Genomic DNA, 26,820 nt, shown 5'->3' on the forward strand with positions numbered 1-26,820 from the left:
GGCCGCGGAAAGGACGACCATGAGCACCAGCGAAGCGCCGGAGACGCCGCGCGCCGTCACCCATCGCCGGGTTCTGCGCATCGCGCTGCCCGTCGTCATCTCGAATGCCACCGTGCCGCTGCTGGGCGCGGTGGATACCGGCGTGGTGGGCCAGATGGGGCAGGCGGCCCCGATCGGGGCCGTGGGCATCGGGGCCATCGTGCTGACCGCGGTCTACTGGGTGTTCGGCTTCCTGCGCATGGGCACGACCGGGCTGGCGGCGCAGGCGCGCGGGCAGGGCGACCGGGCCGAGGTCGCGGCGCTGCTGTCGCGGGTGCTGATGATCGGCCTCTCGGCCGGGCTGGCGCTGATCCTCCTGCAGAAACCGCTCTTCTGGGCGGCCTTCACCGTCTCGCCCGCCTCGGACGAGGTCGAGGGGCTGGCGCAGCACTACATGGCGATCCGCATCTGGTCCGCCCCGGCGGCGATCGCGATCTTCGGCATCCTCGGCTGGTTGATCGCGGCCGAGCGCACCGCCGCGGTGCTGGCGATCCAGGTCTGGATGAACTGCATCAACATCGCGCTGGACGTGGTCTTCGTGATCGGGCTGGGCTGGGGCGTGGGCGGTGTGGCCATCGCCACCTTCATCGCGGAGTGGTCGGGGCTGGGGCTGGGGCTGTGGCTCTGCCGCAGCGCCTTCCGCCACCCGTCCTGGCGCGACTGGCCGCGGGTCTTCGACCGTGCCCGGCTGGTGGGCATGGCGCGGGTCAATACCGACATCCTGATCCGCTCGCTGCTGCTCGAGGCGGTGTTCCTGTCCTTCATGTTCCTCGGCTCGGATTTCGGCGATGTCACGCTGGCCGCGAACCAGGTGCTGGTGCAGTTCCTGCATATCACCGCCTATGCGCTGGACGGCTTCGCCTTTTCCGCCGAGGCGCTGGTCGGGCAGGCCTATGGCGCGCGGGCGCTCTCCGGCTTTCGCCGCGCGGCGCTCTTGTCCTCGGCCTGGGGGCTGATGCTGAACCTCGGCCTGGCGCTGGGCTTCTGGGCGCTGGGCCCGGGGATCATCGACCTGATGGCCAAGGATCCGCAGGTGCAGGCGGCGGCGCGGGACTTCCTGCCCTGGATCGTCGCGGCGCCGGTGCTGGGCTTGGGTGCCTGGATGCTGGACGGCATCTTCATCGGCGCCACGCGTACCGGCGACATGCGCAACATGATGCTGGTCTCGGCGCTGATCTACGCGGCCGCCGTGCTGCTGCTGGTCACGCCCTTCGGCAATCACGGGCTCTGGGCGGCGCTGTTGATCTCCTTCGTGGCGCGCGGCGTCACGCTGGGGCTGCGCTACCCGGCGCTGGAGCGCAGCGTGGCCTGAGGTCTTAGGGCGGTATTAACCGGGAATCGGCTGTGATGCGCCCATGGCACAGATACCCGATTACCTCACACCCGAGAAATGGCTGGAGCAGATCACCTCCTGCGGCGAGGCGCACAAGGGCGGCGTCATCAAGCGGCAGATCCGCGACGTGGAGCGTCTGGCGGGGCGCGGGGCCTTTCTCGACATGCTCGACCGCAAGGGCTTCCAGGCGGTGGAGAACGGTCGCCACTTCGTGATCTTCTGCAATGATCTGCCGATCCGGCGGGTCCGGTGAGGAAGGGCCTTCAAAGGCCCTTCCGTCAAGCCGTTTGCAAACGGCTTGGTGACGCGGTTTGGAAACCGCGTGTCGAAGGCGCTTCGAAGCGCCTTCCGCCCGGCCCCGGCGCAGTGCCGCAGCCCCCGGATTCGCTCTGGCCATTGCCGCCGCAAATGCCGTATCCAGTCCCTCAGACTTGGGGAGACACGCGCGATGGACGATCTGGTGAACAGCTTCATGACCGGTCCCGACGAACAGGGCCGGTTCGGCATCTATGGCGGGCGTTTCGTGTCCGAGACGCTGATGCCGCTCATCCTGGAACTGCAGGAGCAATACGAGCGCGCCAAGACCGACCAGTCCTTCTGGGACGAGATGGACTATCTCTGGAAGCACTATGTCGGCCGGCCGAGCCCGCTCTACCACGCCGAGCGCCTGTCCGAGCGGCTGGGCGGTGCAAAGATCTACATGAAGCGCGACGAGCTGAACCATACCGGCGCGCACAAGATCAATAACGTGCTGGGCCAGATCATCCTTGCGCGCCGCATGGGCAAGACCCGCATCATCGCCGAGACGGGGGCCGGCCAGCACGGCGTGGCCACCGCAACGGTCTGCGCCAAGTTCGGCCTGAAATGCGTGGTCTACATGGGCGCCCACGACGTGGAGCGCCAGCAGCCCAACGTCTTCCGAATGAAACTGCTGGGCGCCGAGGTCGTGCCGGTCACATCGGGACGCGGCACGCTCAAGGACGCGATGAACGATGCGCTGCGCGACTGGGTGACCAATGTGCGCGACACGTTCTACTGCATCGGCACCGTCGCCGGCCCGCACCCGTACCCGGCCATGGTCCGCGATTTCCAGTCGATCATCGGCAAGGAGACCCGCGAGCAGATGGAGGAGGCCGAGGGTCGTCTGCCCGACACGATCATCGCCGCGATCGGCGGCGGGTCGAACGCGATGGGGCTGTTCTACCCATTCCTCGACGACAAGGAGGTCAGCATCATCGGGGTCGAGGCCGGCGGCAAGGGCGTCAATGACAAGATGGAGCATTGCGCCAGCCTGACCGGCGGCCGGCCCGGCGTGCTGCATGGCAACCGGACCTACCTGCTGCAGGACGACGACGGGCAGATCCTCGAGGGGTTCTCGATCTCGGCCGGGCTCGACTATCCCGGCATCGGGCCCGAGCACAGCTGGCTGCACGATACCGGCCGCGCGCAATATGTCTCGATCACCGATGCCGAGGCGCTCGAGGCGTTCCAGCTCTGCTGCGAGACCGAGGGCATCATCCCCGCGCTGGAGCCCAGCCACGCGCTGGCCCATGTCATGAAGATCGCGCCGCAGCTGCCCGCCGATCACATCATCTGCATGAACATGTGCGGGCGGGGCGACAAGGACATCTATACCGTTGCCAAGCACCTGGGCGCCGACATGACCGGCACCGAGGGGCGCGAGATGGACTGACCGCCGGCCCGCCGGTCACGGAGAGACAGAACGCCCCGCGGATCCCGGTCCGCGGGGCGTTTTTTCCTTCGTCGTGCGGACCGGGCCTATTCGGTCATGCGGGCGTCATGCTCCTGCAGCACGCTCAGCGGCACGATATCCAGCGCGCGTTTATGCGTCGCGGCCAGGTGCACGCGCGGGGCGCAGCCCTCTTCATGCGCCTGCAGGAAGCGCGAGGCGCAGAGGCACCACTGGTCCCCGGGCTTCAGACCGGCAAAACCGAATTCCGGCCGTGGCGTCGACAGGTCGTTGCCCACGTATTTCGAGAAGGCGAGGAACTCGGCGGTCATGACGGCGCAGACCGTGTGGCTGCCCTGGTCCTGCGCGCAGGTGTTGCAATGTCCGTCGCGGAAGAACCCGGTCACCGGATCCTGCGAGCACAGCGCCAGCGGCGCGTCCAGCACGTTGATTTCCGGTTCTTTCTGGATCATGGCGTCTCTCCGTTCCTTGCGGCGATGGCGCGCAGCATGCCCAGCGCGTCGCCATACGCTCCGGCCTCGCGAAAGGCACGATCGGCGGCGTTGACCGCCACGACCGTACCGCTCTGCCGGCCGATATAGACGTATTGGCCGTAAACGCCACGCGCGAGAAACTCGCCCGTCCGCGCATCGGCCGGGATCCACCATTGATAGCCATAGCGGATCGCGCCGGGATCCGTGGGGGCCGAGGGCGCGGTGCTGGCCGCGACCCAGTCCGCCGGCACGATCTGGCGCCCGTCGAACCGGCCGCCCTGCCGGAATAGCTCGCCCATGCGGGCATAATCGCGGGTGGTCAGGTTCAACCCGCCAAGCGCAAAGGCCACCCCGTCACCATCGGTGACGTAATAGGGCGCGGCGCGGGTGCCCAGCGGGCCCAGCAGATGCGTGCCCATCAGCTCGGTCAGGCTCTGCCCCGTCGCACCGCGCAGCACCATGGCCAACACATGCGTGTCGATCGAGACATAGGCCCAGTCCTGCCCCGGCGGGCCGGTGCGCGCCTCCAGTCCTGCGGCAAAGGCGTCCATCGATCCGCCCAGCGCCAGAACGCGACCCATCTTGTTGATGTCGCTCCAGAAATCGAGGTAGTCCTCGTCGAACTCCACGCCCGAGGCCATCTGCAGCACGTGGCGGATGCTGACCCCGTCATAGGCGCTGCCGGCGAGGTCGGGCGCGTATTTCGTGACCGGGTCGTCGAGGCTGTCGATATGGCCCTGCTGCATCAGGATGCCGAACAGGCCCGACAGGTAGGACTTGGCGACGGACCACGAGATCCGCAGGTCCTCGGGCCCGGTGCCCAGACGATACGCCTCATGTACCACGGCGCCGTCGCGCAGCACCACGATGCCGGTCACTGCGCGCCGGGCCAGCCAGGCGTCATAGCCCCGCGGCATGGGCAGGGGGTTGCCCGCGGGCAGCGGATCGGCCGGGGCGCCGACGGGGATGGGCGCGGTTTCGAACAGCGTGCCCATATGGCTGAAATTGTGGACGATCCGGTCCTCGGCAAAGAGCGTGTTGACCGCGTTCAGGCGCAGCAGCGCTTCGCGCTGCCACAGCGCCAGCGCGGCCAGCACGACCAGAAGCCCCAGCAGCGCCAGGCCGAGACGGCGCAGCCGTGGTGTCACCGGAACTTGTCCACGAGCTTCTGCAAGGGATTGCGGCTGTCCTCTTCGGGCGGAGCCGCAGCCGCGGGGGCCTCGGCCTTGGGCGGGGGCGCGGGTTTCGACGGGCGTGCCGGGGCCATGCGCTGCGCCACCGCGTTCTGAAAGCGCGACTGGTCGCCCTCTGCCAGGTGCGGCGCACCATCGGCCAGCCCGCGCATCAGGTCGTCCAGCCACTCGGCATCGCCACGCGCGAAATCATGCAGCACGTAGCCCGCGACCAGCTCCTTGCGGCCCGGATGGCCGATTCCCAGCCGCACCCGGCGATAGGCCTCGCCGATATGGGCATGGATCGAGCGCAGCCCGTTATGGCCCGCATGGCCGCCGCCCGTCTTGACCCGGCACTTGCCGGGCGCGAGGTCCAGCTCGTCGTGAAAGACGGTCACGTCGCCCGGCGCCAGCTTGTAGAAGCGCATCGCCTCGCCCACCGACTGGCCGGAGAGGTTCATGAAGGTCTCGGGCTTGAGCAGCAGCACCTTGTCGCCGCCCAGCCGTCCCTCCGAGATCGCGCCCTGGAACTTGGATTTCCACGGGCCGAACCCGTGCGCCTCGGCGATCCGCTCCACGGCCATGAAGCCGATATTGTGCCTGTTCTGCGCGTATTTGGCCCCGGGATTGCCGAGCCCGACGAAAATCTGCACCTTCGCCTCCATGACTGGGGTTCTGCGCCTATGTAGCGTGACAGAAGACAGGATCACAACGGGAGAGGGCGATGTACCTGACGATGAACCGGTTCCGCGTGGTAAAGGACCAGGCCGCGGCCTTCGAGGAGCTCTGGACCAGCCGCGACAGCCATCTCAAGGAGGTGCCGGGCTTCCGCAGCTTCGCGCTGATGAAGGGGCCGGAGCGGGACGACCACATCCTCTATGCCTCGCACACGATCTGGGAGGACGAGGCGAGCTTTGTCGCCTGGACGAAATCCGAGGCCTTCCGCAAGGCGCATGGCGGCGCGAAATCCTCGGCCGACATGTACCAGGGCGCGCCGGAACTCGAGATCTTCGAGGCGGTGCAGGTGCTGGACTGACGCCGCGGTCCAACGCAAAAGGCCCTGACACGCAGGTCAGGGCCTTCCGGAAACGGTATGGACCGGTCTTCAGACCGTGTCGTCGTTCTGGTTGATGACCTCGGTCTCGGTCTCTTCCTCGTCGTCCTTCTGCGAGGCAAGGCCCGAGGGGGCCGAGATGTTGCAGATCACGAAGTCGCGGTCGATCGTCGGCTTGGTGCCGGCCGGCAGGGTGACGTCCGAGATGTGGATGATGTCACCGATATTCATGCCGCCCAGGTCCACGACAACCTTCTCGGGGATGTCGCCGGCGGTCACGACCAGCTCGATCTCGGGGCGGACCACGGTCAGCACGCCACCCTTCTTGATGCCCGGTGCGGTGGTCTCGTTCAGGAACTCGACCGGGATGAAGAGGTTGATCTTGGTCGTGCGGCGCAGGCGCAGCAGGTCCACATGGGTCGGAAGGTCCTTGACCACGTCGCGCTGCACGTCACGGCAGATCACGCGCACGTCTTCATGACCGTCGACCTTCAGGTTGAAGAGCGTCGACTTGAAGCGGCCGGCCTTCAGGCGCTGCATCAGCTTGTTGAAGGGAAGATTGATCGGCAGAGGGTCTTTGTCGCCACCGAACACAATCCCCGGAACCATCCCGTCGCGGCGGGCCTGACGAGCGGCGCCCTTGCCTGTCCCCGTCCGTTCCAGGGCTTCGAGATCAGGAATCTCACCAGCCATTTGATATCTCCATGTAATCGGGCAGGGTGCCTCCAAGGCTGTCACCCCGCGTGAAGCGTGGCCTTTAGGACGGATCGCCGGCCTTGGCAAGGGGATTCGCGCCCGGCTCGGCGGCTGTGTCGCGCCGCGCGCCCCACCACGTGCGATGGGCGAATTGCGGGCTGTTGATCCGGGCGAAGATGGTGCCGCCCTGTACCGCCACGAACACGGCATAGGCCAGCCAGTCCGGCTCGGTCAGCAGGAAGGTGAGGACCGAGACCCCCTCGGGCGCGTCACGCCATGCCAGCGCGAGGACCAGCAGGGTGGGGCAGAACATGCCGGCCATGTAGAGCGGCACGGCCAGCGGTCCCACGCGGTCAAGAACCCAGCCCTCGCCGATCTCGTAATATTCGCCCAGCACCGGCACGATGCGCGCCCAGAAGGCCGCCACGCCCGAGCAGATCACCAGCGCGCCGAGGAAGGCCGGCAGCTGCGCAAGGTTGCGGCCCAGCGTGTCATTGGCCGAGCCGGGCGCGGGGATGAACTCGCCCATCAGGATGTAGAACACGCCCTGCGTGGCAGCGGCAAAGACCAGCATCCCGGCATACCAGGTGAACAACCCGATCAGCAGAGCCGCCACGGGGCGGATGATGAAAGTGCCGAACAGGCTGCCAGCCAGCTTGGGATAGCCCATGCAGGCCTGGATCAGCCAGAAGGTCAGCCCCGTCGCCGCCCCGAGGGCCGCGTCGAAATCGCGATCGTCCTGGTATTGCCGCCGGGCATCGGCGCGCGCATTCTGCTCGGCCTCGGCCCGGGTCGCGCCGTAACCGACGCCTCTGTATTCCGCCATGTCGGGAATCCTCACTTGAAATATGAGGCTCCCGGATCGCGCCCGGATACGGCCCCTTCGCGGCCGCTCCGTGTCATTTCAGGGGCACCCGACCCGACCGGCCGGGCGCTTTCTGCGCGTGGCGCCGCTCAGGCCCAGTTGCCCGAGAAATCCTTGGGAACCATCAGGATGTCGCGGTCGACCTTTTCGATATCGGTGTGCCCGCAGAGCGCCATGGAGGTGTCGAGCTCCTTCTGGATGATCTCCAGCGCCTGTTTCACGCCCTTCTGACCCATCGCCCCCAGCGCGTAGATATAGGCGCGGCCGATCCAGGCTGCCTTGGCGCCCATGGCCCGCGCCTTGAGCACGTCCTGGCCCGAGCGGATGCCGCTGTCGATATGCACCTCGATCTTGTCGCCCACCGCGTCGAGGATCGGCTCCAGCGCGCGGATCGAGCTGAGCGCGCCGTCCAGCTGCCGCCCGCCATGGTTCGACACCACGATGGCGTCCGCGCCAACGTTGCAGGCCTCCAGCGCGTCGCGCGGGTCCATGATGCCCTTGATGATCAGCGGGCCGTCCCACATCTTGCGGAACTCGCGGATCCGGTCCCAGTTCAGCGACTGGTCGAAGGCCTGCGCGGTCCAGGTGGACAGCGAGGACGGGTCGCTGACGCCCTTGGCATGGCCCACGATATTGCCGAAGAAGCGCCGCTTGGTCGACAGCATGCCCATGCCCCAGCCGATCTTGGTCATCATGTTTGCGACCGAGGCCGGGGTCAGTTTCGGCGGGGCCGACAGGCCGTTCTTGAGATCGCGATGACGCTGGCCCAGCACCTGCAGGTCCACGGTGATCACAGCGGCGGAACATTTCGCCTCTTTCGCGCGGTCGAAGAGGTTCTTCATGAACGCGTCGTCCTTGAGCGTATAGACCTGCATCCAGAACGGCTTGGAGGTGTTGCGCGCCACGTCCTCGATCGAGCAGATCGACATGGTCGACAGGCAGTAGGGCACGCCGAAACGCTCGGCCGCGCGGGCGGCCAGGATCTCGCCGTCATAGTGCTGCATGCCGGTCATGCCGACCGGGGCCAGCGCCACGGGCATCGCCACGTCCTGCCCGATCATCTGGCTTTTCGTCGAGCGGCCGGCCATGTCCACGGCAACGCGCTGGCGCAGGTAGATCTCGTCGAAATCCGAGGAATTCTCGCGGAAGGTCTGTTCGGTCCAGCTGCCCGACTCGCAGTAGTCGTAGAACATCTTGGGAACCCGCCGGCGATACAGGCGCTTGAAGTCCTCGATTTCGGTGATGACGGGCATGGCGGTCTCGCTGCTGACTGGATTGGTAAGATGTGATTACCAATACAGTGATTTCCTCGCAATGCGACGGTTTTTCTGCCCGCGCATTAAGCCGTCTTTCACGGCTGTGGCCTAGCGCTGGGGGCGGGCAACGTGCTGGAGGGCCGCGTGAAGGGAATGGTGTTTACCGAGTTGCTGGACATGGCCGAACGCGTCATCGGCGAGGACGGCGTGGACGAGGTTCTGGACAGCCTGGACCTGGACAGCGGCGGTGCCTATTCGGCGGTGGGCAATTATCCCTGCCGCGAGCTGATGCAGATCGTGGGCGCGCTCAGCGACCGCACCGGGCTGGCCGGCGACGATCTGCAGCGCCAGTTCGGCGGCTGGATGCTGCAGCGCTTCTCGCGCTCCTACCCGCAGTTCTTCGCCGACAAGACCTGCCCGCTGCAGATGCTGGACGCGATCGACAACGAGGTTCATGTCGAGGTGCGCAAGCTCTACCCCGACGCCGAACTGCCGCGCTTCGTGACCGAGTGGCTGGGCCCCGAACACATGCGCATGACCTACCGGTCGGAACGGCCGCTGATGGCCTTCTGCCACGGGCTGATCGAGGCCTGCATGGCCCATTTCGACGCGCGGGCGCGCATCGAGGTGCTGGCCGCTGAGACCGGCAAAGCGGCCGTGTTCGATATCCGTCTGGAGCGATGAGCCGTGGCCGATGCCGCGGTGCCACGCAGGGAGGACCATGTCTCGCGCCGGCGCTACGAGCGTGAACGCCGCGCCCGGGAAGAGGCCGAAACCCTGCTGGAACAGAAGAGCCGCGAGCTTTACGACGCCAATATCGCGCTGACCATGCAGGCCTCGGAACTGGAGAAATCGGTCGAACGGCGTACCGCCGAGCTGCAGCGCGCCAAGACCGAGGCCGAGCGCGCCAATGCCGCCAAGAGCGATTTCCTTGCCATGATCAGCCACGAGATCCGCACCCCCCTGAACGGGGTGCTGGGCATGGCCACGGCCCTGTCCGAGACCGAGCTTGCCGCCGACCAGCGCGAGATGGCCGACACGATCCTGTCCTCGGGCAACGCGCTCCTGGGGCTGCTGAACGACATCCTCGACCTCGCCAAGATCGAGGCGCAGCAGATGGAAATCGACGAGGTTGATTTCGACCTGGCCGCGTTGGTCGGCGACGTGGTGCGCGTCTACTCGGTGCAGGCGCGCGACCGGGGGTTGACCTTCGATGCGCGGGTCGCGCCAGAGGCCTCGGGCCCGGTACGGGGCGATCCGACGCGGCTGCGACAGGTGATGTTCAACCTGCTCTCCAACGCGCTGAAATTCACCGAGCGGGGCGGCGTGACGCTGGAGGTGACCCGGCAGGCCGGGCTGTGGCACCTGCGCGTGCGCGACACCGGCGTCGGCGTGCCGCCCGACAAGCAGGCGCGGCTGTTCAAGGCCTTCTCGCAGACCGACGTGTCCGTGACGCGCAATTACGGCGGCACCGGGCTGGGCCTGGCCATCGCGCGGCGCATGTGCCGGCTGATGGGCGGCGACCTGGTGTTCGCGCCGGCGCCCGGCGGCGGGTCGGATTTCACCGCCTCGGTCCGGCTGCACGCCGCCGCGCCGGGGCACAAGCGGCCCCGCCCGCAGCGCGACGAGGCGCTGGGCGTGTTGCAGGCCCGGCCCTGGCGCGTGCTGGTGGCCGAGGATTCCGAGACCAACCAGAAGGTGCTGCGCCTGCTGCTGCGCGGGCTCGGCCTGCGGCTGGAGCTGGTGTCCAATGGCGAGCGCGCGGTCGAGCGGCATTGTCACGACCCGTTCGACATCATCCTGATGGATGTCAACATGCCGGTGATGGACGGGATGGAGGCGGCGGGCCTGATCCGGCAGGCCGAATGCGCCCATGGCCTGCCGCGCGTGCCCATCGTGGCGCTGACCGCCAACGCCATGACCCACCAGGTGGCCGATTACCTGAGGCAGGGCATCGATGCCCATGTCGCCAAGCCGGTCCGCAAGGAGGACCTCGTCTCGGTGATGGCCGAGCTGCTCTCGGATCAGGCGGCGTGAGCGCCCTCGGCCAGGGCGCGGACGAAGCCCAGCACCTCTTCGACCGGCTTGCCCGAGGCCAGATCGCCCACGATGGCCGAGCCCACGACGCAGCCATCGGCCACGCCCGCGATCGCCTGCGCGCTGTCGCGCGTGCGGATGCCGAAGCCCACGATCACGGGCAGGTCGGTGGCCGCCTTGATGCGCGCGACCTCGGGCGCCACGTCGCCGGCCTCGGCCGCGGCCGACCCGGTGATGCCGGTGATCGAGACGTAGTAGACGAAGCCCGAGGTGTTCTGCAGCACGCGCGGCAGCCGCTTGTCATCGGTGGTCGGCGTGGCCAGCCGGATGAAGTTCAGCCCGGCCTTCTGCGCGGGGATGCAGAGCTCGTCATCCTCCTCGGGCGGCAGGTCGACGATGATCAGCCCGTCGATCCCGGCCGCCTTGGCCTGCTCGAGGAACCGGTCGACCCCGCGCGAATAGATCGGGTTGTAATAGCCCATCAGCACGATCGGCGTGCTGTCGTCACCCTCGCGGAAGTCGCGGACCATCTGCAGCGTGCGGTCCAGCGTCATGCCGCCCTCCAGCGCGCGCTGCCCGGCGGCCTGGATGGTCGGGCCGTCGGCCATGGGGTCGGTGAAGGGCAGGCCCAGCTCGATCACGTCGACGCCGGCCTCGGGCAGGCCGCGCATCAACTCGAGCGAGGTGTCCACGTCCGGGTCGCCCGCCATGATATAGGCCACGAAGGCTTTCTTTTCTTCCTTTGCCAGTTGGGCGAAGGTGCTCTCGATGCGAGTCATGGCGGTCTCCGGTCAGCGTTCACGCTCTGTTGCCGGAAGCGCCGCGGAAAATCAATGGGAGGTGATCATGCGCATTCTGTTCACGGGCGGCGCCGGCAAGGCCGGGCGCCATGTCGTGCCCCAGCTGGTGGCGCAGGGCCATCGGGTCCTCAACCTCGACCTCGTCCCGCTGGAGGCCGAGGGGGTCGACAACCTGATCGTGGACCTGGCCGATGCGGGGCAGGTGTTCAGCGCGATGCAATCCTATGCCGGGTTCGACGAGCTGGAGCCGGGCACCGGCCTGCCCGCCTTCGACGCGGTGGTGCATTTCGCCGCGGTGCCGCGCATCCTGATCAAGCCGGATTCCGAGACCTTCCGGATCAACACGCTGTCGACCTACAACGTGATGGAGGCGGCGATGAAGGCGGGGATCCGCAAGGTGATCTTCGCCTCGTCCGAGACCACCTATGGCGTCTGCTTTGCCGATGGCACGCGCAAGCCCGATTACCTGCCCGTGGACGAGGACCACCCCACTGTGCCCGAGGATGCCTATGCCTGTTCCAAGACCTGCAACGAGGCGACGGGCCGCTCCTTCCACGCGCGCTGGGGGGCGGATATCTACGGGCTGCGGATCAACAACGTGATCGAGCCGCATGAATATGCCGAGATGTTCCCGGCCTTTCTCGAGAATCCCGCCCTGCGCGAGCGCAACATCTTTGCCTATATCGACGTGCGCGACCTGGGCCAGATGGTCGAGCGCTGCCTCGCCACGGACGGGCTGGGCTACGAGGTGTTCAACGTCTCCAATGACGACCTGTCGGTGGGGCTGAGCAATGCCGAGGTTCGTGCGCGGTTCTATGAGGGCGTGCCGGTCAAGCGCGAGATGGGCGCCAACGAGACCTTCTATGCCAATGCCAAGGCAAGGGAGATGCTGGGCTTCCGCCCTGCGCATTCGTGGCGCGACGTGCTGGAGGGCTAAGCGCCGGGGGGCGGACGGGCGTGCAGGCGCGGATCGCCCCGGCCACCGTTTTTTTTGCCGCGGGGCGCGATTGGTAACGGTTTCTTGACACGGCTCAAGGACAAGGGGGGTGCAAGGCGGGCAGAGTCGGGGCGACCCGCGAGAGACAGGAGACCGCATGACTTCGCTTCCCCCCGCCGCCAAGACCGAGACCGCAACCAGTGCCGTGACCGAGGACGTGGTCGAACTGCCCGTGCCCGGCCCCGACGCCGGGCCGCAGCCCGAGGCGCCCCGGCGCGCCCCGGCCCGCGCCCATCCCGGCCCGGACGAGATCCGCCGCGCCTTCGAGACCGGTGAATACCCCTATGACACCAAGCTGTCGCGCCGCGCCTACGAGCGTCAGAAGGCACGGCTGCAGGCCGAGCTTCTGAAGGTGCAGCTCTGGGCGCAGGAGACGGGCCGCAAGTTCGTGCTGCTCTTCGAAGGGCGCGACGCGGCTGGAAAAGGCGGCACGATCAAGCGCTTCACCGAGCATCTCAACCCGCGCACGGCCCGGGTGGTGGCGTTGAACAAGCCCACCGAGGAAGAGCGCGGCCAGTGGTATTTCCAGCGCTACATCCAGCATCTGCCCACGGCGGGCGAGATCGTGCTTTACGACCGGTCCTGGTACAACCGCGCCGGGGTGGAGCGGGTCATGGGGTTCTGCGAGCCCAATGACTACCTGGAGTTCATGCGCCAGACGCCCGAGATGGAGCGGATGCTGGTGCGCTCGGGCATCCATCTCTACAAGTACTGGTTCTCGGTCACCTGCGAGGAGCAGAAGCGGCGGTTCCAGAGCCGCGAGACCGACCCGCTGAAACAGTGGAAACTGTCACCGATCGACAAGGCGAGCCTGTCGAAATGGGATGATTACACCGAGGCGAAGGAGGCGATGTTCTTCTACACCGACACGGCCGACGCGCCCTGGACGGTGGTGAAATCCGACGACAAGAAGCGCGCGCGGCTGAACTGCATGCGCCATTTCCTGTCGACGCTGGACTACCCGGGCAAGGACCCGCGCATCGCCACGCCGCCGGACCCGCTGATCGTGGGCGGGGCGAGCCACGTGATCCACCGCTCGGACCATATCCTGGGTACTGCGCTGCATCCCGGTACGCGTCACGTGGGCGACACCCCCGAGTGAGCGGCGGGACGGGGGCGGACGCTCGTGCATGCGCACATCGCCCCGCCCACCGTCCCGTGGCCGCCCCTGCCCGGCGACGCGCCGGGGCGGTCAGATCATCTGCGCCAGCCAGCGCGCCAGCGGCGACAGCCGGTCGAAGGCGCGTTCGAGCGCGCGGCGCGGATCCTCCTGCAGCGCCGCGTCGAGATCGTCCTGCCAGGCCACGAAGCCCTTGTAGCGCAGCAGGTGCTCGCGCGGGTGATCGGCCGGGTAGGGCGGCGGCACGCGCTTGAGCGCGGGCGGATCGACGCGCCAGTCCGACGCGTCGAGCATCTCGGCCAGCGCCTCGCCCGGCGCGCCATCGACCGCCGCGCGCCAGGCTTCGACCTGGCGGCGGTCGAAGCTCATGATGCCCATGCCTGCCGTGGCATAGTCGGGCGCGAGGCCGAAGAACCAGCCGCGCCCGTCGGGCAGCGACCACAGCAGGTGCAGATGGGTGTGATACGGGGTCTTGTCCTCGGAAAAGCGCACGTCGCGATGCGGACGGAAGAGCTTGGTGCGCGGCGCCTCGCCGGTCTCGGCCTCGATCCACGGCGCCATGTCGGCCAATAGCCGCTCGCCGGGGCGTTTCAGCTGACTGTCATAGCGCGCCTTGTGGGCATTGAACCACGCGCGCGTGTTGTTCTGCGACAGCGCCTCGAGGAACGCCCGGGCGTCGGGCAAGAGGCGGGAAAGATCGACCGGTTCGGCCATGTCATGTCTCCGGCGCCACGGCGCGTATGCCCGGCACTCTAGCACGGTTCCGGCAAAAAAGCGCGGCTGCTCTTTCGTCGCGGCGCTTGCCAGCCGCGGGGGGCGCGCATAAGGGCAGGGGATGAGCGCCGCGACCATGACATATGCCGCCCATGCCCGGGCGATCCTGAGCCTCGGCCTGCCGCTGGTCGGCGGCCATCTTGCGCAATTCGCCATCGGGCTGACCGACACGGTGATGATCGGCTGGTACGGGGTCGAGGAACTGGCGGCGCTGACCATCGCCGCGATGTATTTCTTCACCCTGTTCCTGTTCGGCTCGGGCTTTGCCTGGGCAGTGATGCCCATGGTGGCCGCCTTCGCCGCGCAGCAGGACGAGGTGCTGATCCGCCGCGCCACGCGCATGGCGCTGTGGTGGTCGATCCTGTACTCGGCGCTGGTGCTGCCGATCCTGTGGTTCTCGGGGCCGATCCTGCTGTGGCTGGGCCAGACCGAGGCCGTGGCCGGGCTGTCGCAGGCCTACCTGCGTGTCGCCGGCTGGGGCATGCTGCCCGCGCTCTGGGTGATGGTGCTCAAGAACTACCTGGCCGGGCTGGAGCACACGCGCGTGGTGCTGTGGATCACCTTGGTGGCCGCGCTGGCCAACGCGGCGGCGAATTACGTGTTGGTCTTCGGTCATTTCGGCGCGCCCGAGCTGGGCATCATCGGTGCGGCGCTGGCCTCGCTGCTGGTGCAGATCGTGTCGATCATCCTTGTCGTGCTCTACGCGCTGCGCAAGCTGCCCGAGCACCAGCTTTTCGTGCGCTTCTGGAAACCCGATGCCGAGATGTTCCGCCGGGTCTTTGCGCTGGGCCTGCCGATCGGGCTGACCACGCTGGCCGAGGTGGCGCTCTTCGCGGGCTCCTCGGTAATGATGGGCTGGCTGGGCACGATCCCGCTGGCCGCCCATGGCATCGCGATCCAGATCTCGACCGCGACCTTCATGGTGCAGCTGGGCCTGTCCAACGCCGCCACCGTGCGGGCGGGCACGGCGCTGGGCCGGCGCGATGCCGATCACCTGCTGCGTGGGGCCCGCGTGGTGGTGGCGCTGGGCGGGGCAGGGGTGGCGGTGTCGATCCTCGCCTTCCTCGCCGTGCCGGACCTGCTGATGACCGGTTTCCTCGACCCCGAGGATCCCGCCCGCGCGGCGATCCTGCAGGCCGGGCGGGGATTCCTTGCCATGGCGGCGCTGTTCCAGCTGGTGGACGCGGCGCAGGTGTTGCACCTGGGCCTGCTGCGCGGGCTGCAGGACACGCGGGTGCCGATGCTGATGGCGGCGCTGTCCTACTGGGGCGTGGGCATGCCGGCGGCCTGGGTCTTCGGCTTTCCGCTGGGCTGGGGCGGCATGGGCGTGTGGTTCGGCCTCGCGCTGGGGCTGGCCGTGGCGGCGGCGCTGATGATGGCGCGGTTCTGGCGGCACGGCGCCGCCATGGTGCCGGGCGATGCGGCGGGCAGCCGCCGCGCGGCCTGAGCGGGTCTGCGCGGGCTGGAGGAATACCCGACCCCGGCGCGGCCACTTTGCCATTGCGGGCCGGGGCCGCGGGATGTTTCCTTGGGCGCAGGGGCCGCGCCCGAGGGCCGGCCCGGTTCACGCATCACCTTTGACCGGAGACAGGAATTATGAGCGCAATGGATATGGAGGCCTCGTCGGGCTATCGCCGCGATGTCGGCTACGGCGAAGCCGTTCAGTTATTCTTTAGCAATTACATCAATTTCGAGGGCCGCTCGAATCGCGGTGAATACTGGAAGGCGGTGCTCTGCCTGATCGGGGTCTCGATCCTGCTGAGCCTGATCGACGCGATGCTGTTCTCGAACATGCAGCTGCTCAGCAGCCTCTTCTCGCTGGCGACGCTGGTGCCCGGTATCGCCATCGGCGTGCGCCGGCTGCACGATATCGGCAAGTCGGGCTGGTGGTACCTGCTGATCCTCGTGCCGGTGATCGGCGTGATCGTGCTGATCGTCTGGTTCGCCAAGACGCCCGAGCCGGGCCCCAACCAGTACGGCTGAGCCGACCGGCCCGTGGCGGGGCGCTGTCTTGCGTTCCGCCGCGCCCCTGCCTATAGGGCGCGGGACGCAAGGAAAGGGGCTGTCGGATGGGATTTCGCATGGGGATCGTGGGGCTGCCGAATGTCGGCAAATCCACACTGTTCAACGCGCTGACCCGCACGGCGGCCGCGCAGGCGGCGAACTTCCCGTTCTGCACGATCGAGCCCAATGTGGGTGACGTGGCGGTGCCGGATGCGCGGCTTGACCAGCTGGCCGCGATGGCCAAGTCGAAGCAGACCATCCCGGCGCGGATGACCTTCGTCGACATCGCGGGTCTGGTGAAGGGCGCCTCCAAGGGCGAGGGGCTGGGCAACCAGTTCCTGGCCAATATCCGCGAGGTCGACGCCATCGCACACGTGCTGCGCTGCTTCGAGGACGAGGACGTGACCCATGTGGACGGGCGCGTCGACCCGGTGGCCGATGCCGAGACGATCGAGACCGAGCTGATCATCGCCGACATGGAATCGATCGAGAAGCGGTTGCAGAACATCGTGCGCAAGGTGCGCGGTGGCGACAAGGAGGCGGTGCAGCAGGAACGGCTGATGAAGGCCGCCATGGCCGCGCTGGAAGAGGGCAAACCCGCCCGCAGCGTCGAGGTGGCCGAGGATGACCTCAAGGCCTGGCGCATGCTGCAACTGCTGACCACCAAGCCCGTGCTCTATGTCTGCAATGTCGATGAGGGCGACGCGGCCGAGGGCAATGCGCTGTCGGCCCGCGTGGCCGAGATGGCCGCGGCGCAGGGCAACAGCCACGTGGTGATCTCGGCCCAGATCGAGGAAGAGATCAGCCAGCTCGACGCCGAGGAAGCGCAGGAATTCCTCTCCGAGCTGGGGCTCGAAGAGGCCGGGCTCGACCGGTTGATCAAGGCGGGCTATGCGCTGCTGGGGCTGCAGACCTATTTCACGGTCGGCCCCAAGGAGGCACGCGCCTGGACCATCCCGGAAGGCACGCTCGCCCCGCAGGCCGCCGGCGTGATCCACGGCGATTTCGAGAAGGGCTTCATCCGCGCCGAGACCATCGGGTTTGCCGATTACGTGGCCGCCGGCAGCGAGGCGGCGGCCAAGGAGGCCGGCAAGATGCGCGCCGAGGGCAAGGCCTACGAGGTCAAGGACGGCGACGTCCTGCATTTCCTGTTCAACACCTGAACCCTCCCGCGCGGGCAAATTCCATGCATGGAATTTGGAAAAGTCTTTCATGAAGACTTTTTGCCCTTGGCAACGGTCGTCACGCGCCGGCGGGGCGGGGAGATGGCATTCGGTGCGACATCCCGTCCGGGCCCGGGGGCATGGAGCCGATGCCCGGGCCTTGACCTTCCAGTGGCTGGAACCCCCATATGCAAGTGCACCACGCTTGCAATGGAGAGTTCCATGACCGAACCACGCAGCCTGACCCTGTCGGTCGAGGGCATGTCCTGCGCCTCCTGCGCGGGCCGCGTGACCCGGGCGCTGGGCGCGGTGGAGGGGCTGCACGATGTCTCGGTGAACCTCGCCGATGACAGTGTCCGCCTCACTGCCGCCTCGCCCGAGGCGCTGTCGGCCGGGCTGGCCGCGCTGGACGAGGCGGGCTACCCGGCCCGGGCCGCCACCACCCGCCTGCAGGTCGAGAAGCTGAATTGCGGCTCTTGCGTGGGCCGCGTCGACCGGGCGCTGCGGGCCGTGCCCGGGGTGCGCGAGGTCTCGGTCAACCTTGCCGACGGGACCGCGCAAGTCAGCCATGCGCAGGGCGCGACCACGCCCGAGGCGCTGGCCGCCGCGAGCACCGCCGCCGGCTACCCGGCACAGGTCGCCGAGGCCGACGCGCCGCTCGATCCGGACGGGCGCCGGGATGCCGAGGCCGAGGCGCTGCGCCGGTCCACCTGGATTGCAGCGCTTCTGGCCCTGCCGGTCTTCCTGGTCGAGATGGGCGGCCACGCGGTGCCCGCGCTGCATCACTGGATCGCCGCCACGATCGGGCTGCAGGACAGCTGGATGCTGCAGGCCGCGCTGACCGCCGCGATCCTTGCCGGGCCGGGGCGGATCTTCTTCCGCCGCGGCGTGCCGGCCCTCTTGCGCGGCGCGCCCGACATGAACAGCCTCGTCGCGCTCGGCGCGGGCGCGGCCTTCACCTATTCGATGGTCGCGACCTTCCTGCCGGGCCTGCTGCCCGAGGCGGTACGTGCCGTCTATTTCGAGGCCGCGGCGGTGATTGTCGTGCTGATCCTCTTGGGCCGCACGCTCGAGGCGCGCGCCAAGGGCCGCACCGGCGCGGCGATCCGCAAGCTCCTGGGCCTGCGCGCGAACACCGCCCGCGTCCTGCGCGACGGCCAGCCCGAAGAGCGCCCGATCGCGCAGCTCCAGCCCGGCGACCTGATCCTCGTCCGCCCGGGCGAACGCATCGCCACCGATGGCGAGGTGGTCGACGGCCAGAGCCATGTCGACGAAAGCATGCTGACCGGCGAGCCGTTGCCGGTGGACAAGGCGGCCGGCGACGCGGTCACCGGCGGCACGGTGAACGGCGCGGGCAGCCTGACCTTCCGCGCCACGCGGGTCGGCGCCGACACGGTGCTGGCCCAGATCGTGCGCATGGTGCAGGAGGCGCAGGGCGCGCGCCTGCCGATCCAGGGGCTCGTCGACCGCATCACCCTGTGGTTCGTGCCCGCCGTCCTGGCGACGGCGGCGCTGACCGTTCTGGCCTGGCTGGTCTTCGGCCCCGACCCGGCGCTGACGCTGGCTCTGGTGGCCGGGGTCTCGGTGCTGATCATCGCCTGCCCCTGCGCCATGGGGCTGGCCACGCCCACCTCGATCATGGTGGGCACCGGCCGCGCCGCCGAGCTGGGCGTGCTGTTTCGCAAGGGCGACGCGCTGCAAGCCCTGTCCGGCGTGGGGATCGTCGCGCTGGACAAGACCGGCACGGTGACCGAGGGCCGCCCAGAGCTGACCGACCTCATCTGCGCCGAGGGGCAGGATCGCGCCCGCATCCTCGGCCTCGTCGCCGCGGTCGAGGCGCGCTCGGAACATCCGGTGGCCCGGGCCATCCTGCGCGCGGCAGAGCGCGAGGACGTGCCGCGCCGGACGGCCAGCGATTTTACCTCCGCGCCCGGCTTCGGCGTGGCCGCCCAGGTCGACGGGCAGCGCGTCATCGTGGGCGCCGCCCGGCTGATGGCGCGCCACGGCATCGAGCTCTCCGCGCTCGCAGGCGCGGCCGATGGGCTCGCGGCACGCGGGCGCACCGCGCTCTTCGTGGCCGTCGACGGGGTGGCGGCGGCCGTGCTCGGCGTGGCCGACCCGGTCAAGCCTTCCAGCCGCGCTGCCATCGCGGCGCTCAAGGCCAGCGGGATCGAGGTGGCGATGATCACCGGCGACCGGGCCGAGACCGCGCGCGCCATCGCCGCCGAGACCGGCATCGACCATGTTCGCGCCGACCTGCTGCCCGAAGGCAAGGTGGCGACGCTGCGCGACCTGGCCGGCAGCGGCCGCAGGCTGGCCTTCGTGGGCGACGGGATCAACGACGCGCCGGCGCTGGCGCAGGCGGATGTGGGCATCGCCATCGGCACCGGCACCGATATCGCCATCGACGCGGCGGACGTGGTGCTGATGTCGGGCGACCTGCGCGGCGTGGCCAACGCGGTCGAGATCTCGCGCCGCACCATGACCAATATCCGCCAGAACCTGTTCTGGGCCTTCGCCTACAATACCGCGCTGATCCCGGTGGCGGCGGGCCTGCTCTATCCCGCGACAGGGCTGCTGCTCTCGCCGATGCTCGCGGCGGGCGCCATGGCGCTCTCCTCGGTCTTCGTGCTCAGCAACGCGCTGCGTCTGCGCCGCGTCGCGCCGCTCCTGCCCGAGGCAGAGACCGCCGCGCCGGCCCCGGACGGGCTGCGCGCCGCCCCGGCCGAATGAAAGGAGACGTCATGAATATCGGCGACGTGGCCCGGGCCTCGGGCCTGCCGGCCAAGACCATCCGCTACTACGAGGAGATCGGCCTCGTCACCCCGCGCCGCGGCGCCAACGGCTATCGCAGCTTTCGCGACAGCGACCTGCACAAGCTGACCTTCCTCGGTCGCGCCCGGGCGCTCGGCTTCTCGATCGAGGATTGCCGCACGCTGCTCGCGCTCTATGAGGATGACCACCGCGAAAGCGCACAGGTCAAGCAGGTGGCCGAGGATCACCTCGCCCGGATCGACGACAAGATCGCACAGCTGCAGGGCATGCGCGCCACGCTCGCGCGCCTCGTCGAGGCCTGCAGCGGCGATCACCGCCCCGACTGCCCGATTATCGAGGATCTGGGCCAGCCCGGCCGCTGAGCCGAAGGGCACCGTCCCGCTCTTTCATCTTTCCACAAATACTCCGGGGGAGGCGCGCAGCGCCGGGGGCAGCGCCCCCATCCGCCGGTCCCGGTTTGCACCGCGCCTCGGGGCCGGGCTAGAACGGGGCAACCGCGACGGAGCTGCCCCATGACCCCTCTCGACGACCCCTACCAGGACATCCGCGACGGCGTGCGCGCGCTCTGCGCCGAGTTCCCGCCCGAGTATCACCGCAAGGTCGATACCGAGCGCGGCTACCCCGAGGCCTTCGTCGATGCGCTGACCCGCGCGGGCTGGCTGGCGGCGCTGATCCCCGAGGACTATGGCGGCTCAGGGCTCGGCCTGACCGAGGCCAGCGTGATCATGGAAGAGATCAACCGCGCCGGCGGCAATTCCGGCGCCTGCCACGGCCAGATGTACAACATGACCACGCTGGTCCGCCACGGCTCCGAGGCGCAGAAGGCGCGCATCCTGCCGCGCCTGGCCAGCGGCGAGATCCGCCTGCAGAGCATGGGCGTGACCGAGCCCACCACCGGCACCGACACCACCCAGCTCAAGACCACCGCCGTCCGGCGCGGCGACCGCTGGGTGGTGAACGGGCAGAAGGTCTGGATCAGCCGCGTGCAGCATTCCGACTACATGATCCTGCTGGCCCGCACGACGCCGATCACCGACGTGGCCAAGAAATCCCACGGCCTGTCGATCTTCCTCGTCGACGTGGCCGAGGCGATGGCTAGTGGCATGCAGGTCAAGCCCATCGCCAACATGGTCAACCACGAGACCAACGAGCTGTTCTTCGACAATCTCGAGATCCCCGAAGAGAACCTGATCGGCGAAGAGGGGCAGGGCTTCAAGTACATCCTGACCGGGCTCAATGCCGAGCGCGCGCTGATCGCGGCGGAATGCATCGGCGACGGCTACTGGTTCACCGACAAGGTCACCGCCTATGTCAGCGAACGGCAGGTCTTCGGCCGGCCCATCGGGCAGAACCAGGGCGTGCAGTTCCCCATCGCCGAGGCCTATATCGAGACCGAGGCCGCCAGCCTGATGCGCTTCCGCGCCTGCGCGCTCTACGATGCCGGCCAGCCCTGCGGCGCCGAGGCCAACATGGCCAAGTACTTGGCGGCCAAGGCCAGCTGGGAGGCGGCCAATGCCTGCCTGCAATTCCATGGCGGCTTCGGCTTTGCCACCGAGTACGACGTGGAGCGCAAGTTCCGCGAGACGCGGCTCTACCAGGTGGCGCCGATCTCGACCAACCTGATCCTGTCCTACGTGGCCGAGCACGTGCTCGGCCTGCCGAGGTCCTTCTGATGCGCGCGCTCGAGGGGTTGGAGGTGGTGGCCGTGGAACAGGCGGTCGCCGCCCCCTTTGCCAGCGCGCGGCTGGCCGATGCCGGCGCGCATGTGGTCAAGGTGGAACGCCCCGAGGGCGATTTCGCCCGCGGCTACGACACGGCCGCCGCCGGGCAGTCGAGCTATTTCGTCTGGCTCAACCGCGGCAAGGAAAGCGTGGCGCTCGACCTTGCGTCCGAGGCGGGCCGCGCCCCGCTGGCCGAGCTGATCGCCGGGGCCGACGTTCTGATCCAGAACCTCAAGCCCGGTGCGCTGGGCCGGCTGGGCTTCGATCTCGACCGTCTGCACGCCGCTGATCCGCGGCTGATCTCCTGCTCGATCTCGGGCTATGGCGAGGACGGGCCGATGGCCGAGCGCAAGGCCTATGACCTGCTGATTCAGGCCGAATCCGGGCTCTGCTCGATCACCGGCGGTCCGGAGGAACCCGCCCGTGTCGGGGTCTCGGTCGTCGATATCGCCACCGGCGCCACGGCCCATGCCGCCATTCTCGAAGCGCTGATCCGGCGCGGTGTCACGGGGCAGGGCGCGCGGCTGTCGGTCTCGATGTTCGACGTGATGGCCGACTGGCTGACCGTGCCGCTGCTGAACCACGAGGCGGGGCAAACGCCGCGCCGCGTCGGGCTGGCGCATCCTTCGATTGCACCTTACGGCGTCTTCCACCCCGCAAGCGGCCCGCCGATCCTGATCTCGATCCAGAGCGACCGCGAATGGCGGACGCTCTGCTCCGTGTTCCTGGGCGATGCCGCGCTGGGCACCGATCCGCGCTTTGCCACCAATGTGGCGCGGGTGCAGAACCGCGACCGGACCGACGCGCTGGTCGCCACTGCCTTCGCGCGAATGCGCGCCGAGGACGCGGTCGAGATCCTGGCCGGCGCGCAGATCGCACTGGCCCGGGTCAATGACATGGCGGGGCTCTCGGCCCATCCGCACCTGCGGCGCATCACCGTGGACACACCGAACGGCCCGGTTTCGATGCCAGCGCCCGGCGTGCAGGAGGCCGGTGCGCCCGTGCAGCCCGGCCCGGTGCCCGGCCTGCCCGACGCGACGGGCTGACGGTCCCGGCCCGCAGGCGTCGCGCGCGGGATGGATTCCCCCCCGAATTGCGGTATGGCCGGGGCAAGACAGGGACATGCGGCGGAATGCAGGGATTCGGAGGCGTGCTGGGCGAAGCGGTCGGGCTCATCGCGCGATGGGACCCGGCGCTGGTCGAGATCGTCGGCCTGTCGCTGCGCGTCACCCTGACCTCGGTCGCGCTGGCCTGCCTGATCGGGCTGCCGCTGGGCGCCGTGACCGGCGCCTTCCGCTTTCCCGGCCGCCTGCCGCTGGCGGTGCTGCTGAACGCGCTGATGGGGCTGCCGCCGGTGGTGGTGGGGCTGACCGTCTACCTGCTGCTCTCGGCCTCGGGGCCGCTGGGGCCGCTGCGGCTGCTCTACACGCCGACCGCAATGATCGTCGCGCAGACCATCCTCGTTACCCCCATTGTTGCCGCGCTGACCCGGCAGGTCACCGAGGACCTGATGGGCGAATATGCCGAGCAGTTTGCCTCGATGCAGGTGGGCCCGCTCGACCGGGTGGGTGCGCTGCTCTGGGATGCGCGCTTTGCGCTGATCACCGTGGCGCTGGCCGGGTTCGGCCGCGCCGTGGCCGAGGTGGGCGCGGTGCTGATCGTGGGCGGCAACATCAACCATGTCACCCGAGTGATGACCACCTCGATCGCGCTCGAGACCTCGAAGGGCAACCTGCAGCTGGCGCTGGCGCTTGGCGTGGTCCTGCTGGGGCTGGCGCTGCTGGTCAACGCGCTGGCCATGACCGTCCGGCTGTCGGCGGCGCGCGCGGCCAATGTCTGAAGCCCCTGCGATGCCGGCGCTGCGCGCACGCGGGCTGGTCTATGCGACCGGCGGCCGCCGGCTGGTGGACGGGGTGGACCTGGATATCGCGGCCGGGCAGTGCACCGTGATCCTCGGCCCCAACGGCGCGGGCAAGAGCCTGCTGCTGCGCCTGCTGCACGGGCTGATCCGGCCCAGCGCCGGCCGCGTGACCCGGGCAGGCGGGCGCGAGGCGATGGTGTTCCAACGCCCGGTGATGCTGCGCCGCTCGGTGCGGAGCAACCTGCGCTTTGCCCTCGGCGTCGCGGGGTTCACGGGGGCAGCGCGGCGCGCCCGGATCGACGAGGGGCTGCAGCTGGCCGGTCTGGCCGCGCTGGCCCGTCGCCCGGCGCGGTTGTTGTCCGGGGGCGAGCAGCAACGGCTGGCCATGGCGCGCGCGCTGGTCACCGACCCCGCGGTGCTGTTTCTGGACGAGCCGAGCGCCAGCCTCGACCCCGCCGCCACGCTGGCGGTCGAGTCGCTGGTGCGCGCGGCGCGTGCGCGCGGGGTGACGGTGGTGCTGGTCACCCATGATGCCGGGCAGGCGCGACGGCTGGGCGACCGGGCGGTCTTCCTGCAGGCCGGGCGGGTGGCCGAGGCCGGCCCGGCGGCCGAGCTGCTGAACGCCCCGCGCTCGGCCCCCGCGCAGGCCTGGCTGGACGGGCGGCTCTACGTGCCGCGGGATACGGAATATCGGGACGGAAGGAAGGACTGACATGATCCGACACATGCTGATGGCCCTGCTGGCCGCCACGCTGCTGGCGCGGCCGGCCATGGCGCAGGAGGACGTGATCCTCGTGCAATCGACCACCTCGACGCAGAATTCGGGGCTGTTCGACGCGATCCTGCCCGGCTTCGAGGCGGCGACCGGCATCGAGGTGCGCGTGGTGGCCGTGGGCACGGGGCAGGCGATCCGCAACGCGGCGCGCGGCGATGGCGACGTGCTCTTCGTGCATGCGCGCGCCGCCGAGGAGGCCTTTGTCGCCGAGGGGCACGGGATCGCCCGGCATGACGTGATGTACAATGATTTCGTTATCGTCGGCCCCGCGGATGATCCCGCCGGCATCGCGGGCCTGTCGCAGGCCGGCGCGGCGCTGGAGCGGATCGCGGCGGCGGGTGCGCCCTTTGCCTCGCGCGGGGATGACAGCGGCACGCATATGGCCGAGCAGCGGCTCTGGGCGCCGCTGGAGGTCGATCTGGCCGCCGCCTCGGGCGACTGGTACCGCGAGACCGGTTCCGGCATGGGCGCCACGCTGAACGCGGCGGTCGCCATGGGCGCCTATGTGCTGACCGACCGCGCCACCTGGATCAGCTTTGCCAACAAAAGCGATCACCGTGTGCTGGTCGAGGGCGATCCGGCGCTGTTCAACCAGTACGGCATCATCGCGGTGAACCCCGCGCGCCATCCCGGCGTGCGCGCGGCGGCGGCGCAGCGCTTCGTCGACTGGGTGCTCTCCGAGGCGGGGCAGGCGGCCATCGCGGGCTACCGGGTCGACGGGCAGCAGCTGTTCTTTCCCAACGCCGCCCCCTGAGCCCCCGGGCGGCGCCGCACCCCATGGACAGGCGGCGCCACGTGCGTAGGGTGGCGATCATGCACAGCGTGACCCCATCTTGTCGGCCGGGCACATGACCGGCCCCTCGCTCTGGCAGGACAGCGCCGAGGAGCGGTTTGCCGCCGCGCCGCTGGCCGGCGATCTCGACGTGGACCTTGCGGTGATCGGCGGCGGCTTCACCGGTTGCTCGGCGGCGCTGGCCGCGGCGCGGCGGGGGGCCTCGGTCGCGCTGTGCGAAGCGCAAAGCATCGGGTTCGGCGGCTCGGGGCGCAATGTCGGGCTGGTCAATGCCGGGCTCTGGCTGCCGCCCGACAGCATCGCCGAGGTCATGGGGGAAGAGGCCGGCCACCGGCTGACCGCGGCGCTGGGGGCGGCGCCCGACCGGGTTTTCGACACGATCAAGGCCGAAAACATCGCCTGCGAGCCGGTGCGCGCCGGCACGCTGCACCTGGCCCACAGCGCCGGGGCGGTGTCGGACCTGGCCGAGCGCGCGCGGCAGGGCAACCGCCACGGCGCGCCGATCCGGTTGCTGGATGCGGAGGAGACGGCCGAGCGCGTGGGCAGCCCGGTCTATCATGGCGCGCTGTTCGACCCGCGTGCGGGCACCGTGCAACCCTTGGCCTATTGCGCAGGGCTGGCCCGGGCGGCGCGCGATCACGGCGCGCAGCTCTTCGAACACACGCCCGCCACAGGCGTGGCGCGGCGCGAGGGACAGTGGGAGGTGCAGACCCCCGGCGGGCAGGTACGGGCACGCCGCCTGCTGGTGGCGACCAACGCCTATCATCAGGGGCTGTCCGGGGCGGTGCGCCCGCGCTTCACCACCGTGCATTTCAGCCAGTTCGCCACGGCCCCGCTGAGCGCGGCGCAGCGCGCGCGGATCCTGCCGGGCGGCGAGGGCTGCTGGGATACCGGGCTGATCATGTCCTCGGTCCGGATGGACCGGGCCGGGCGGCTGATCGTGGGCGGCATGGGCAACGTCACCGGGCCCGGCCGCGCCGTGCATGCCGCCTGGGCCGGGCGGCTGCTGCGCCGGCTGTTCCCCGATCTCGGCCCGGTTGGGTTCGGCCATGCCTGGCAGGGGCGCATCGCCATGACCGCCGACCACGTGCCCAAGATCGTGGGGTTCGGGCCGGGCGCCTACGCGGTTTTCGGCTATTCGGGGCGCGGCATCGCGCCGGGCACCGTGTTCGGCATGGCCGTGGCCGAGGCGCTGCTGGACGATTCGCCCGAGGGGTTGCCCGTCGCGCCGGTAGACCGGCATGGCGAGGTCCTGACCGGCCTTCGCAGCGCCTGGGTGGAGTTCGGCGCCACGCTGGTCCACGCCATGGCCGACCGCGGCAGGCGCTGAGCCGCCCGGCTGGGCGGATTCCGGCGCGCGCGGCTGCCGAAGGCGGGGATTCGCGCTTGCATGCCGTAGGG

27 protein-coding genes are annotated in these 26,820 nt (G+C 69.2%); 19 read left to right on the forward strand and 8 right to left on the reverse strand.

Features of this window, described 5'->3' with window-relative positions:
* The first annotated feature begins 19 nt into the window (after nucleotides 1–19).
* The 3 genes from AVJ23_RS09405 to trpB all read left to right on the forward strand — a co-directional run bounded on the left by AVJ23_RS09405 (nucleotide 20) and on the right by trpB (nucleotide 3,065).
* Nucleotides 20–1,351 carry an MATE family efflux transporter gene (locus tag AVJ23_RS09405; RefSeq protein WP_058861918.1) on the forward strand — a complete coding sequence of 444 codons (1,332 nt, stop codon included), beginning with the start codon at nucleotides 20–22 and terminating at the stop codon, nucleotides 1,349–1,351.
* A gap of 43 nt (nucleotides 1,352–1,394) precedes the next feature.
* The gene (locus tag AVJ23_RS09410; RefSeq protein WP_058861919.1) at nucleotides 1,395–1,625 is read left to right on the forward strand and encodes a hypothetical protein; all 231 of its coding nucleotides are present in this window, start codon (nucleotides 1,395–1,397) and stop codon (nucleotides 1,623–1,625) included.
* A 195-nt stretch (nucleotides 1,626–1,820) separates the two neighbouring features.
* Nucleotides 1,821–3,065: a tryptophan synthase subunit beta gene (gene trpB / locus AVJ23_RS09415; protein WP_058861920.1), complete on the forward strand. Its 1,245-nt coding sequence runs from the start codon at nucleotides 1,821–1,823 to the stop codon at nucleotides 3,063–3,065.
* Between the two features lie 86 nt (nucleotides 3,066–3,151).
* Here the strand turns inward: trpB and AVJ23_RS09420 are convergent, their stop codons facing one another.
* Genes AVJ23_RS09420 through pth form a run of 3 tightly spaced genes read right to left on the reverse strand, consistent with a single transcriptional unit; the run spans nucleotide 3,152 to nucleotide 5,381 of the window.
* A complete protein-coding gene (locus AVJ23_RS09420; RefSeq protein WP_058861921.1) occupies nucleotides 3,152–3,535 on the reverse strand; it encodes a DUF2237 family protein in 384 nt (127 codons plus the stop codon).
* Entirely contained in the window at nucleotides 3,532–4,704 is a 1,173-nt protein-coding gene (locus AVJ23_RS09425) for a serine hydrolase domain-containing protein (protein WP_058861922.1), read from the reverse strand. The genes AVJ23_RS09420 and AVJ23_RS09425 overlap by 4 nt, the downstream gene beginning before the upstream one ends.
* A complete protein-coding gene (pth, locus tag AVJ23_RS09430; RefSeq protein ID WP_058861990.1) occupies nucleotides 4,701–5,381 on the reverse strand; it encodes an aminoacyl-tRNA hydrolase in 681 nt (226 codons plus the stop codon). The genes AVJ23_RS09425 and pth overlap by 4 nt, the downstream gene beginning before the upstream one ends.
* Before the next feature lie 71 nt (nucleotides 5,382–5,452).
* On the opposite strand from pth, the gene hmuQ reads away from it, so the two are divergent.
* A complete protein-coding gene (hmuQ, locus tag AVJ23_RS09435) occupies nucleotides 5,453–5,764 on the forward strand; it encodes a heme-degrading protein HmuQ (RefSeq protein WP_058861923.1) in 312 nt (103 codons plus the stop codon).
* A 69-nt stretch (nucleotides 5,765–5,833) separates the two neighbouring features.
* Here hmuQ and AVJ23_RS09440 read toward each other — a convergent pair whose 3' ends face one another.
* The 3 genes from AVJ23_RS09440 to AVJ23_RS09450 all read right to left on the reverse strand — a co-directional run bounded on the left by AVJ23_RS09440 (nucleotide 5,834) and on the right by AVJ23_RS09450 (nucleotide 8,596).
* The gene (locus AVJ23_RS09440; RefSeq protein ID WP_058861924.1) at nucleotides 5,834–6,475 is read right to left on the reverse strand and encodes a 50S ribosomal protein L25/general stress protein Ctc; all 642 of its coding nucleotides are present in this window, start codon (nucleotides 6,473–6,475) and stop codon (nucleotides 5,834–5,836) included.
* 64 nt (nucleotides 6,476–6,539) lie between these two features.
* Entirely contained in the window at nucleotides 6,540–7,304 is a 765-nt protein-coding gene (locus AVJ23_RS09445; RefSeq protein WP_058861925.1) for a hypothetical protein, read from the reverse strand.
* Nucleotides 7,305–7,432: 128 nt separating this feature from the next.
* Complete coding sequence (locus AVJ23_RS09450) at nucleotides 7,433–8,596, reverse strand: alpha-hydroxy acid oxidase (protein ID WP_058861926.1); 1,164 nt, start codon at nucleotides 8,594–8,596, stop codon at nucleotides 7,433–7,435.
* Between the two features lie 156 nt (nucleotides 8,597–8,752).
* Here AVJ23_RS09450 and AVJ23_RS09455 point away from each other — a divergent pair, with 156 nt between their 5' ends.
* Both AVJ23_RS09455 and AVJ23_RS09460 read left to right on the forward strand, forming a co-directional pair.
* Entirely contained in the window at nucleotides 8,753–9,283 is a 531-nt protein-coding gene (locus AVJ23_RS09455) for a heme NO-binding domain-containing protein (RefSeq protein WP_099045486.1), read from the forward strand.
* Nucleotides 9,284–9,286: 3 nt separating this feature from the next.
* Nucleotides 9,287–10,636, forward strand: coding sequence for an ATP-binding protein (locus AVJ23_RS09460; RefSeq protein WP_058861927.1), 1,350 nt, complete (start codon nucleotides 9,287–9,289; stop codon nucleotides 10,634–10,636).
* On the opposite strand, the gene trpA is transcribed toward AVJ23_RS09460, so the two are convergent.
* Nucleotides 10,624–11,415: a tryptophan synthase subunit alpha gene (gene trpA, locus AVJ23_RS09465; protein WP_058861928.1), complete on the reverse strand. Its 792-nt coding sequence runs from the start codon at nucleotides 11,413–11,415 to the stop codon at nucleotides 10,624–10,626. The two genes, AVJ23_RS09460 and trpA, sit on opposite strands and share 13 nt — an antisense overlap.
* Nucleotides 11,416–11,482: 67 nt before the next feature.
* Between trpA and AVJ23_RS09470 the strand changes: the two genes are divergently transcribed.
* Nucleotides 11,483–12,373, forward strand: a complete 891-nt coding sequence (locus tag AVJ23_RS09470; protein WP_058861992.1) for an NAD-dependent epimerase/dehydratase family protein — start codon at nucleotides 11,483–11,485, stop codon at nucleotides 12,371–12,373.
* 157 nt (nucleotides 12,374–12,530) lie between these two features.
* Entirely contained in the window at nucleotides 12,531–13,535 is a 1,005-nt protein-coding gene (gene ppk2 / locus AVJ23_RS09475; protein WP_084794404.1) for a polyphosphate kinase 2, read from the forward strand.
* 90 nt (nucleotides 13,536–13,625) lie between these two features.
* On the opposite strand, the gene AVJ23_RS09480 is transcribed toward ppk2, so the two are convergent.
* Complete coding sequence (locus tag AVJ23_RS09480) at nucleotides 13,626–14,267, reverse strand: TIGR02453 family protein (RefSeq protein ID WP_058861929.1); 642 nt, start codon at nucleotides 14,265–14,267, stop codon at nucleotides 13,626–13,628.
* 121 nt (nucleotides 14,268–14,388) lie between these two features.
* On the opposite strand from AVJ23_RS09480, the gene AVJ23_RS09485 reads away from it, so the two are divergent.
* The 11 genes from AVJ23_RS09485 to AVJ23_RS09535 all read left to right on the forward strand — a co-directional run bounded on the left by AVJ23_RS09485 (nucleotide 14,389) and on the right by AVJ23_RS09535 (nucleotide 26,749).
* Nucleotides 14,389–15,774, forward strand: coding sequence for an MATE family efflux transporter (locus tag AVJ23_RS09485; protein WP_058861930.1), 1,386 nt, complete (start codon nucleotides 14,389–14,391; stop codon nucleotides 15,772–15,774).
* Between the two features lie 149 nt (nucleotides 15,775–15,923).
* The gene (locus tag AVJ23_RS09490) at nucleotides 15,924–16,310 is read left to right on the forward strand and encodes a DUF805 domain-containing protein (RefSeq protein ID WP_099045487.1); all 387 of its coding nucleotides are present in this window, start codon (nucleotides 15,924–15,926) and stop codon (nucleotides 16,308–16,310) included.
* Nucleotides 16,311–16,396: 86 nt separating this feature from the next.
* Complete coding sequence (ychF, locus tag AVJ23_RS09495) at nucleotides 16,397–17,494, forward strand: redox-regulated ATPase YchF (protein ID WP_058861931.1); 1,098 nt, start codon at nucleotides 16,397–16,399, stop codon at nucleotides 17,492–17,494.
* 222 nt (nucleotides 17,495–17,716) lie between these two features.
* Entirely contained in the window at nucleotides 17,717–20,227 is a 2,511-nt protein-coding gene (locus AVJ23_RS09500) for a heavy metal translocating P-type ATPase (protein WP_058861932.1), read from the forward strand.
* A gap of 11 nt (nucleotides 20,228–20,238) precedes the next feature.
* The gene (gene cueR, locus AVJ23_RS09505) at nucleotides 20,239–20,631 is read left to right on the forward strand and encodes a Cu(I)-responsive transcriptional regulator (protein ID WP_058861933.1); all 393 of its coding nucleotides are present in this window, start codon (nucleotides 20,239–20,241) and stop codon (nucleotides 20,629–20,631) included.
* Nucleotides 20,632–20,781: 150 nt separating this feature from the next.
* Complete coding sequence (locus AVJ23_RS09510; protein ID WP_058861934.1) at nucleotides 20,782–21,942, forward strand: acyl-CoA dehydrogenase family protein; 1,161 nt, start codon at nucleotides 20,782–20,784, stop codon at nucleotides 21,940–21,942.
* The gene (locus AVJ23_RS09515) at nucleotides 21,942–23,036 is read left to right on the forward strand and encodes a CaiB/BaiF CoA transferase family protein (RefSeq protein WP_058861935.1); all 1,095 of its coding nucleotides are present in this window, start codon (nucleotides 21,942–21,944) and stop codon (nucleotides 23,034–23,036) included. Before AVJ23_RS09510 ends, AVJ23_RS09515 begins: the two co-directional genes overlap by 1 nt.
* Nucleotides 23,037–23,122: 86 nt before the next feature.
* Nucleotides 23,123–23,830: an ABC transporter permease gene (locus AVJ23_RS09520; protein WP_058861936.1), complete on the forward strand. Its 708-nt coding sequence runs from the start codon at nucleotides 23,123–23,125 to the stop codon at nucleotides 23,828–23,830.
* The gene (locus AVJ23_RS09525; protein ID WP_058861937.1) at nucleotides 23,823–24,563 is read left to right on the forward strand and encodes an ATP-binding cassette domain-containing protein; all 741 of its coding nucleotides are present in this window, start codon (nucleotides 23,823–23,825) and stop codon (nucleotides 24,561–24,563) included. The genes AVJ23_RS09520 and AVJ23_RS09525 overlap by 8 nt, the downstream gene beginning before the upstream one ends.
* 1 nt (nucleotide 24,564) lies before the next feature.
* Nucleotides 24,565–25,380: an ABC transporter substrate-binding protein gene (locus tag AVJ23_RS09530; protein WP_058861938.1), complete on the forward strand. Its 816-nt coding sequence runs from the start codon at nucleotides 24,565–24,567 to the stop codon at nucleotides 25,378–25,380.
* A 94-nt stretch (nucleotides 25,381–25,474) separates the two neighbouring features.
* A complete protein-coding gene (locus AVJ23_RS09535; protein ID WP_058861939.1) occupies nucleotides 25,475–26,749 on the forward strand; it encodes an NAD(P)/FAD-dependent oxidoreductase in 1,275 nt (424 codons plus the stop codon).
* Nucleotides 26,750–26,820: the final 71 nt, after the last annotated feature.

This window comes from Pseudoponticoccus marisrubri, from assembly GCF_001482405.1.
Taxonomy (GTDB): Bacteria; Pseudomonadota; Alphaproteobacteria; order Rhodobacterales; family Rhodobacteraceae; genus Pseudoponticoccus; species Pseudoponticoccus marisrubri.

Excerpts from the sequence above, each read along its gene's own strand:
- AVJ23_RS09405 (WP_058861918.1), top strand. The coding sequence starts at position 20 with ATGAGCACCAGCGAAGCGCCGGAGACGCCGCGCGCCGTCACCCATCGC.
- AVJ23_RS09410 (WP_058861919.1), top strand. The coding sequence starts at position 1,395 with ATGGCACAGATACCCGATTACCTCACACCCGAGAAATGGCTGGAGCAG.
- trpB (WP_058861920.1), top strand. The coding sequence starts at position 1,821 with ATGGACGATCTGGTGAACAGCTTCATGACCGGTCCCGACGAACAGGGC.
- AVJ23_RS09420 (WP_058861921.1), bottom strand. The coding sequence starts at position 3,535 with ATGATCCAGAAAGAACCGGAAATCAACGTGCTGGACGCGCCGCTGGCG.
- hmuQ (WP_058861923.1), top strand. The coding sequence starts at position 5,453 with ATGTACCTGACGATGAACCGGTTCCGCGTGGTAAAGGACCAGGCCGCG.
- AVJ23_RS09440 (WP_058861924.1), bottom strand. The coding sequence starts at position 6,475 with ATGGCTGGTGAGATTCCTGATCTCGAAGCCCTGGAACGGACGGGGACA.
- AVJ23_RS09445 (WP_058861925.1), bottom strand. The coding sequence starts at position 7,304 with ATGGCGGAATACAGAGGCGTCGGTTACGGCGCGACCCGGGCCGAGGCC.
- AVJ23_RS09450 (WP_058861926.1), bottom strand. The coding sequence starts at position 8,596 with ATGCCCGTCATCACCGAAATCGAGGACTTCAAGCGCCTGTATCGCCGG.
- AVJ23_RS09455 (WP_099045486.1), top strand. The coding sequence starts at position 8,753 with ATGGTGTTTACCGAGTTGCTGGACATGGCCGAACGCGTCATCGGCGAG.
- trpA (WP_058861928.1), bottom strand. The coding sequence starts at position 11,415 with ATGACTCGCATCGAGAGCACCTTCGCCCAACTGGCAAAGGAAGAAAAG.
- AVJ23_RS09470 (WP_058861992.1), top strand. The coding sequence starts at position 11,483 with ATGCGCATTCTGTTCACGGGCGGCGCCGGCAAGGCCGGGCGCCATGTC.
- ppk2 (WP_084794404.1), top strand. The coding sequence starts at position 12,531 with ATGACTTCGCTTCCCCCCGCCGCCAAGACCGAGACCGCAACCAGTGCC.
- AVJ23_RS09480 (WP_058861929.1), bottom strand. The coding sequence starts at position 14,267 with ATGGCCGAACCGGTCGATCTTTCCCGCCTCTTGCCCGACGCCCGGGCG.
- AVJ23_RS09485 (WP_058861930.1), top strand. The coding sequence starts at position 14,389 with ATGAGCGCCGCGACCATGACATATGCCGCCCATGCCCGGGCGATCCTG.
- AVJ23_RS09490 (WP_099045487.1), top strand. The coding sequence starts at position 15,924 with ATGAGCGCAATGGATATGGAGGCCTCGTCGGGCTATCGCCGCGATGTC.
- ychF (WP_058861931.1), top strand. The coding sequence starts at position 16,397 with ATGGGATTTCGCATGGGGATCGTGGGGCTGCCGAATGTCGGCAAATCC.
- AVJ23_RS09500 (WP_058861932.1), top strand. The coding sequence starts at position 17,717 with ATGACCGAACCACGCAGCCTGACCCTGTCGGTCGAGGGCATGTCCTGC.
- cueR (WP_058861933.1), top strand. The coding sequence starts at position 20,239 with ATGAATATCGGCGACGTGGCCCGGGCCTCGGGCCTGCCGGCCAAGACC.
- AVJ23_RS09510 (WP_058861934.1), top strand. The coding sequence starts at position 20,782 with ATGACCCCTCTCGACGACCCCTACCAGGACATCCGCGACGGCGTGCGC.
- AVJ23_RS09515 (WP_058861935.1), top strand. The coding sequence starts at position 21,942 with ATGCGCGCGCTCGAGGGGTTGGAGGTGGTGGCCGTGGAACAGGCGGTC.
- AVJ23_RS09520 (WP_058861936.1), top strand. The coding sequence starts at position 23,123 with ATGCAGGGATTCGGAGGCGTGCTGGGCGAAGCGGTCGGGCTCATCGCG.
- AVJ23_RS09525 (WP_058861937.1), top strand. The coding sequence starts at position 23,823 with ATGTCTGAAGCCCCTGCGATGCCGGCGCTGCGCGCACGCGGGCTGGTC.
- AVJ23_RS09530 (WP_058861938.1), top strand. The coding sequence starts at position 24,565 with ATGATCCGACACATGCTGATGGCCCTGCTGGCCGCCACGCTGCTGGCG.
- AVJ23_RS09535 (WP_058861939.1), top strand. The coding sequence starts at position 25,475 with ATGACCGGCCCCTCGCTCTGGCAGGACAGCGCCGAGGAGCGGTTTGCC.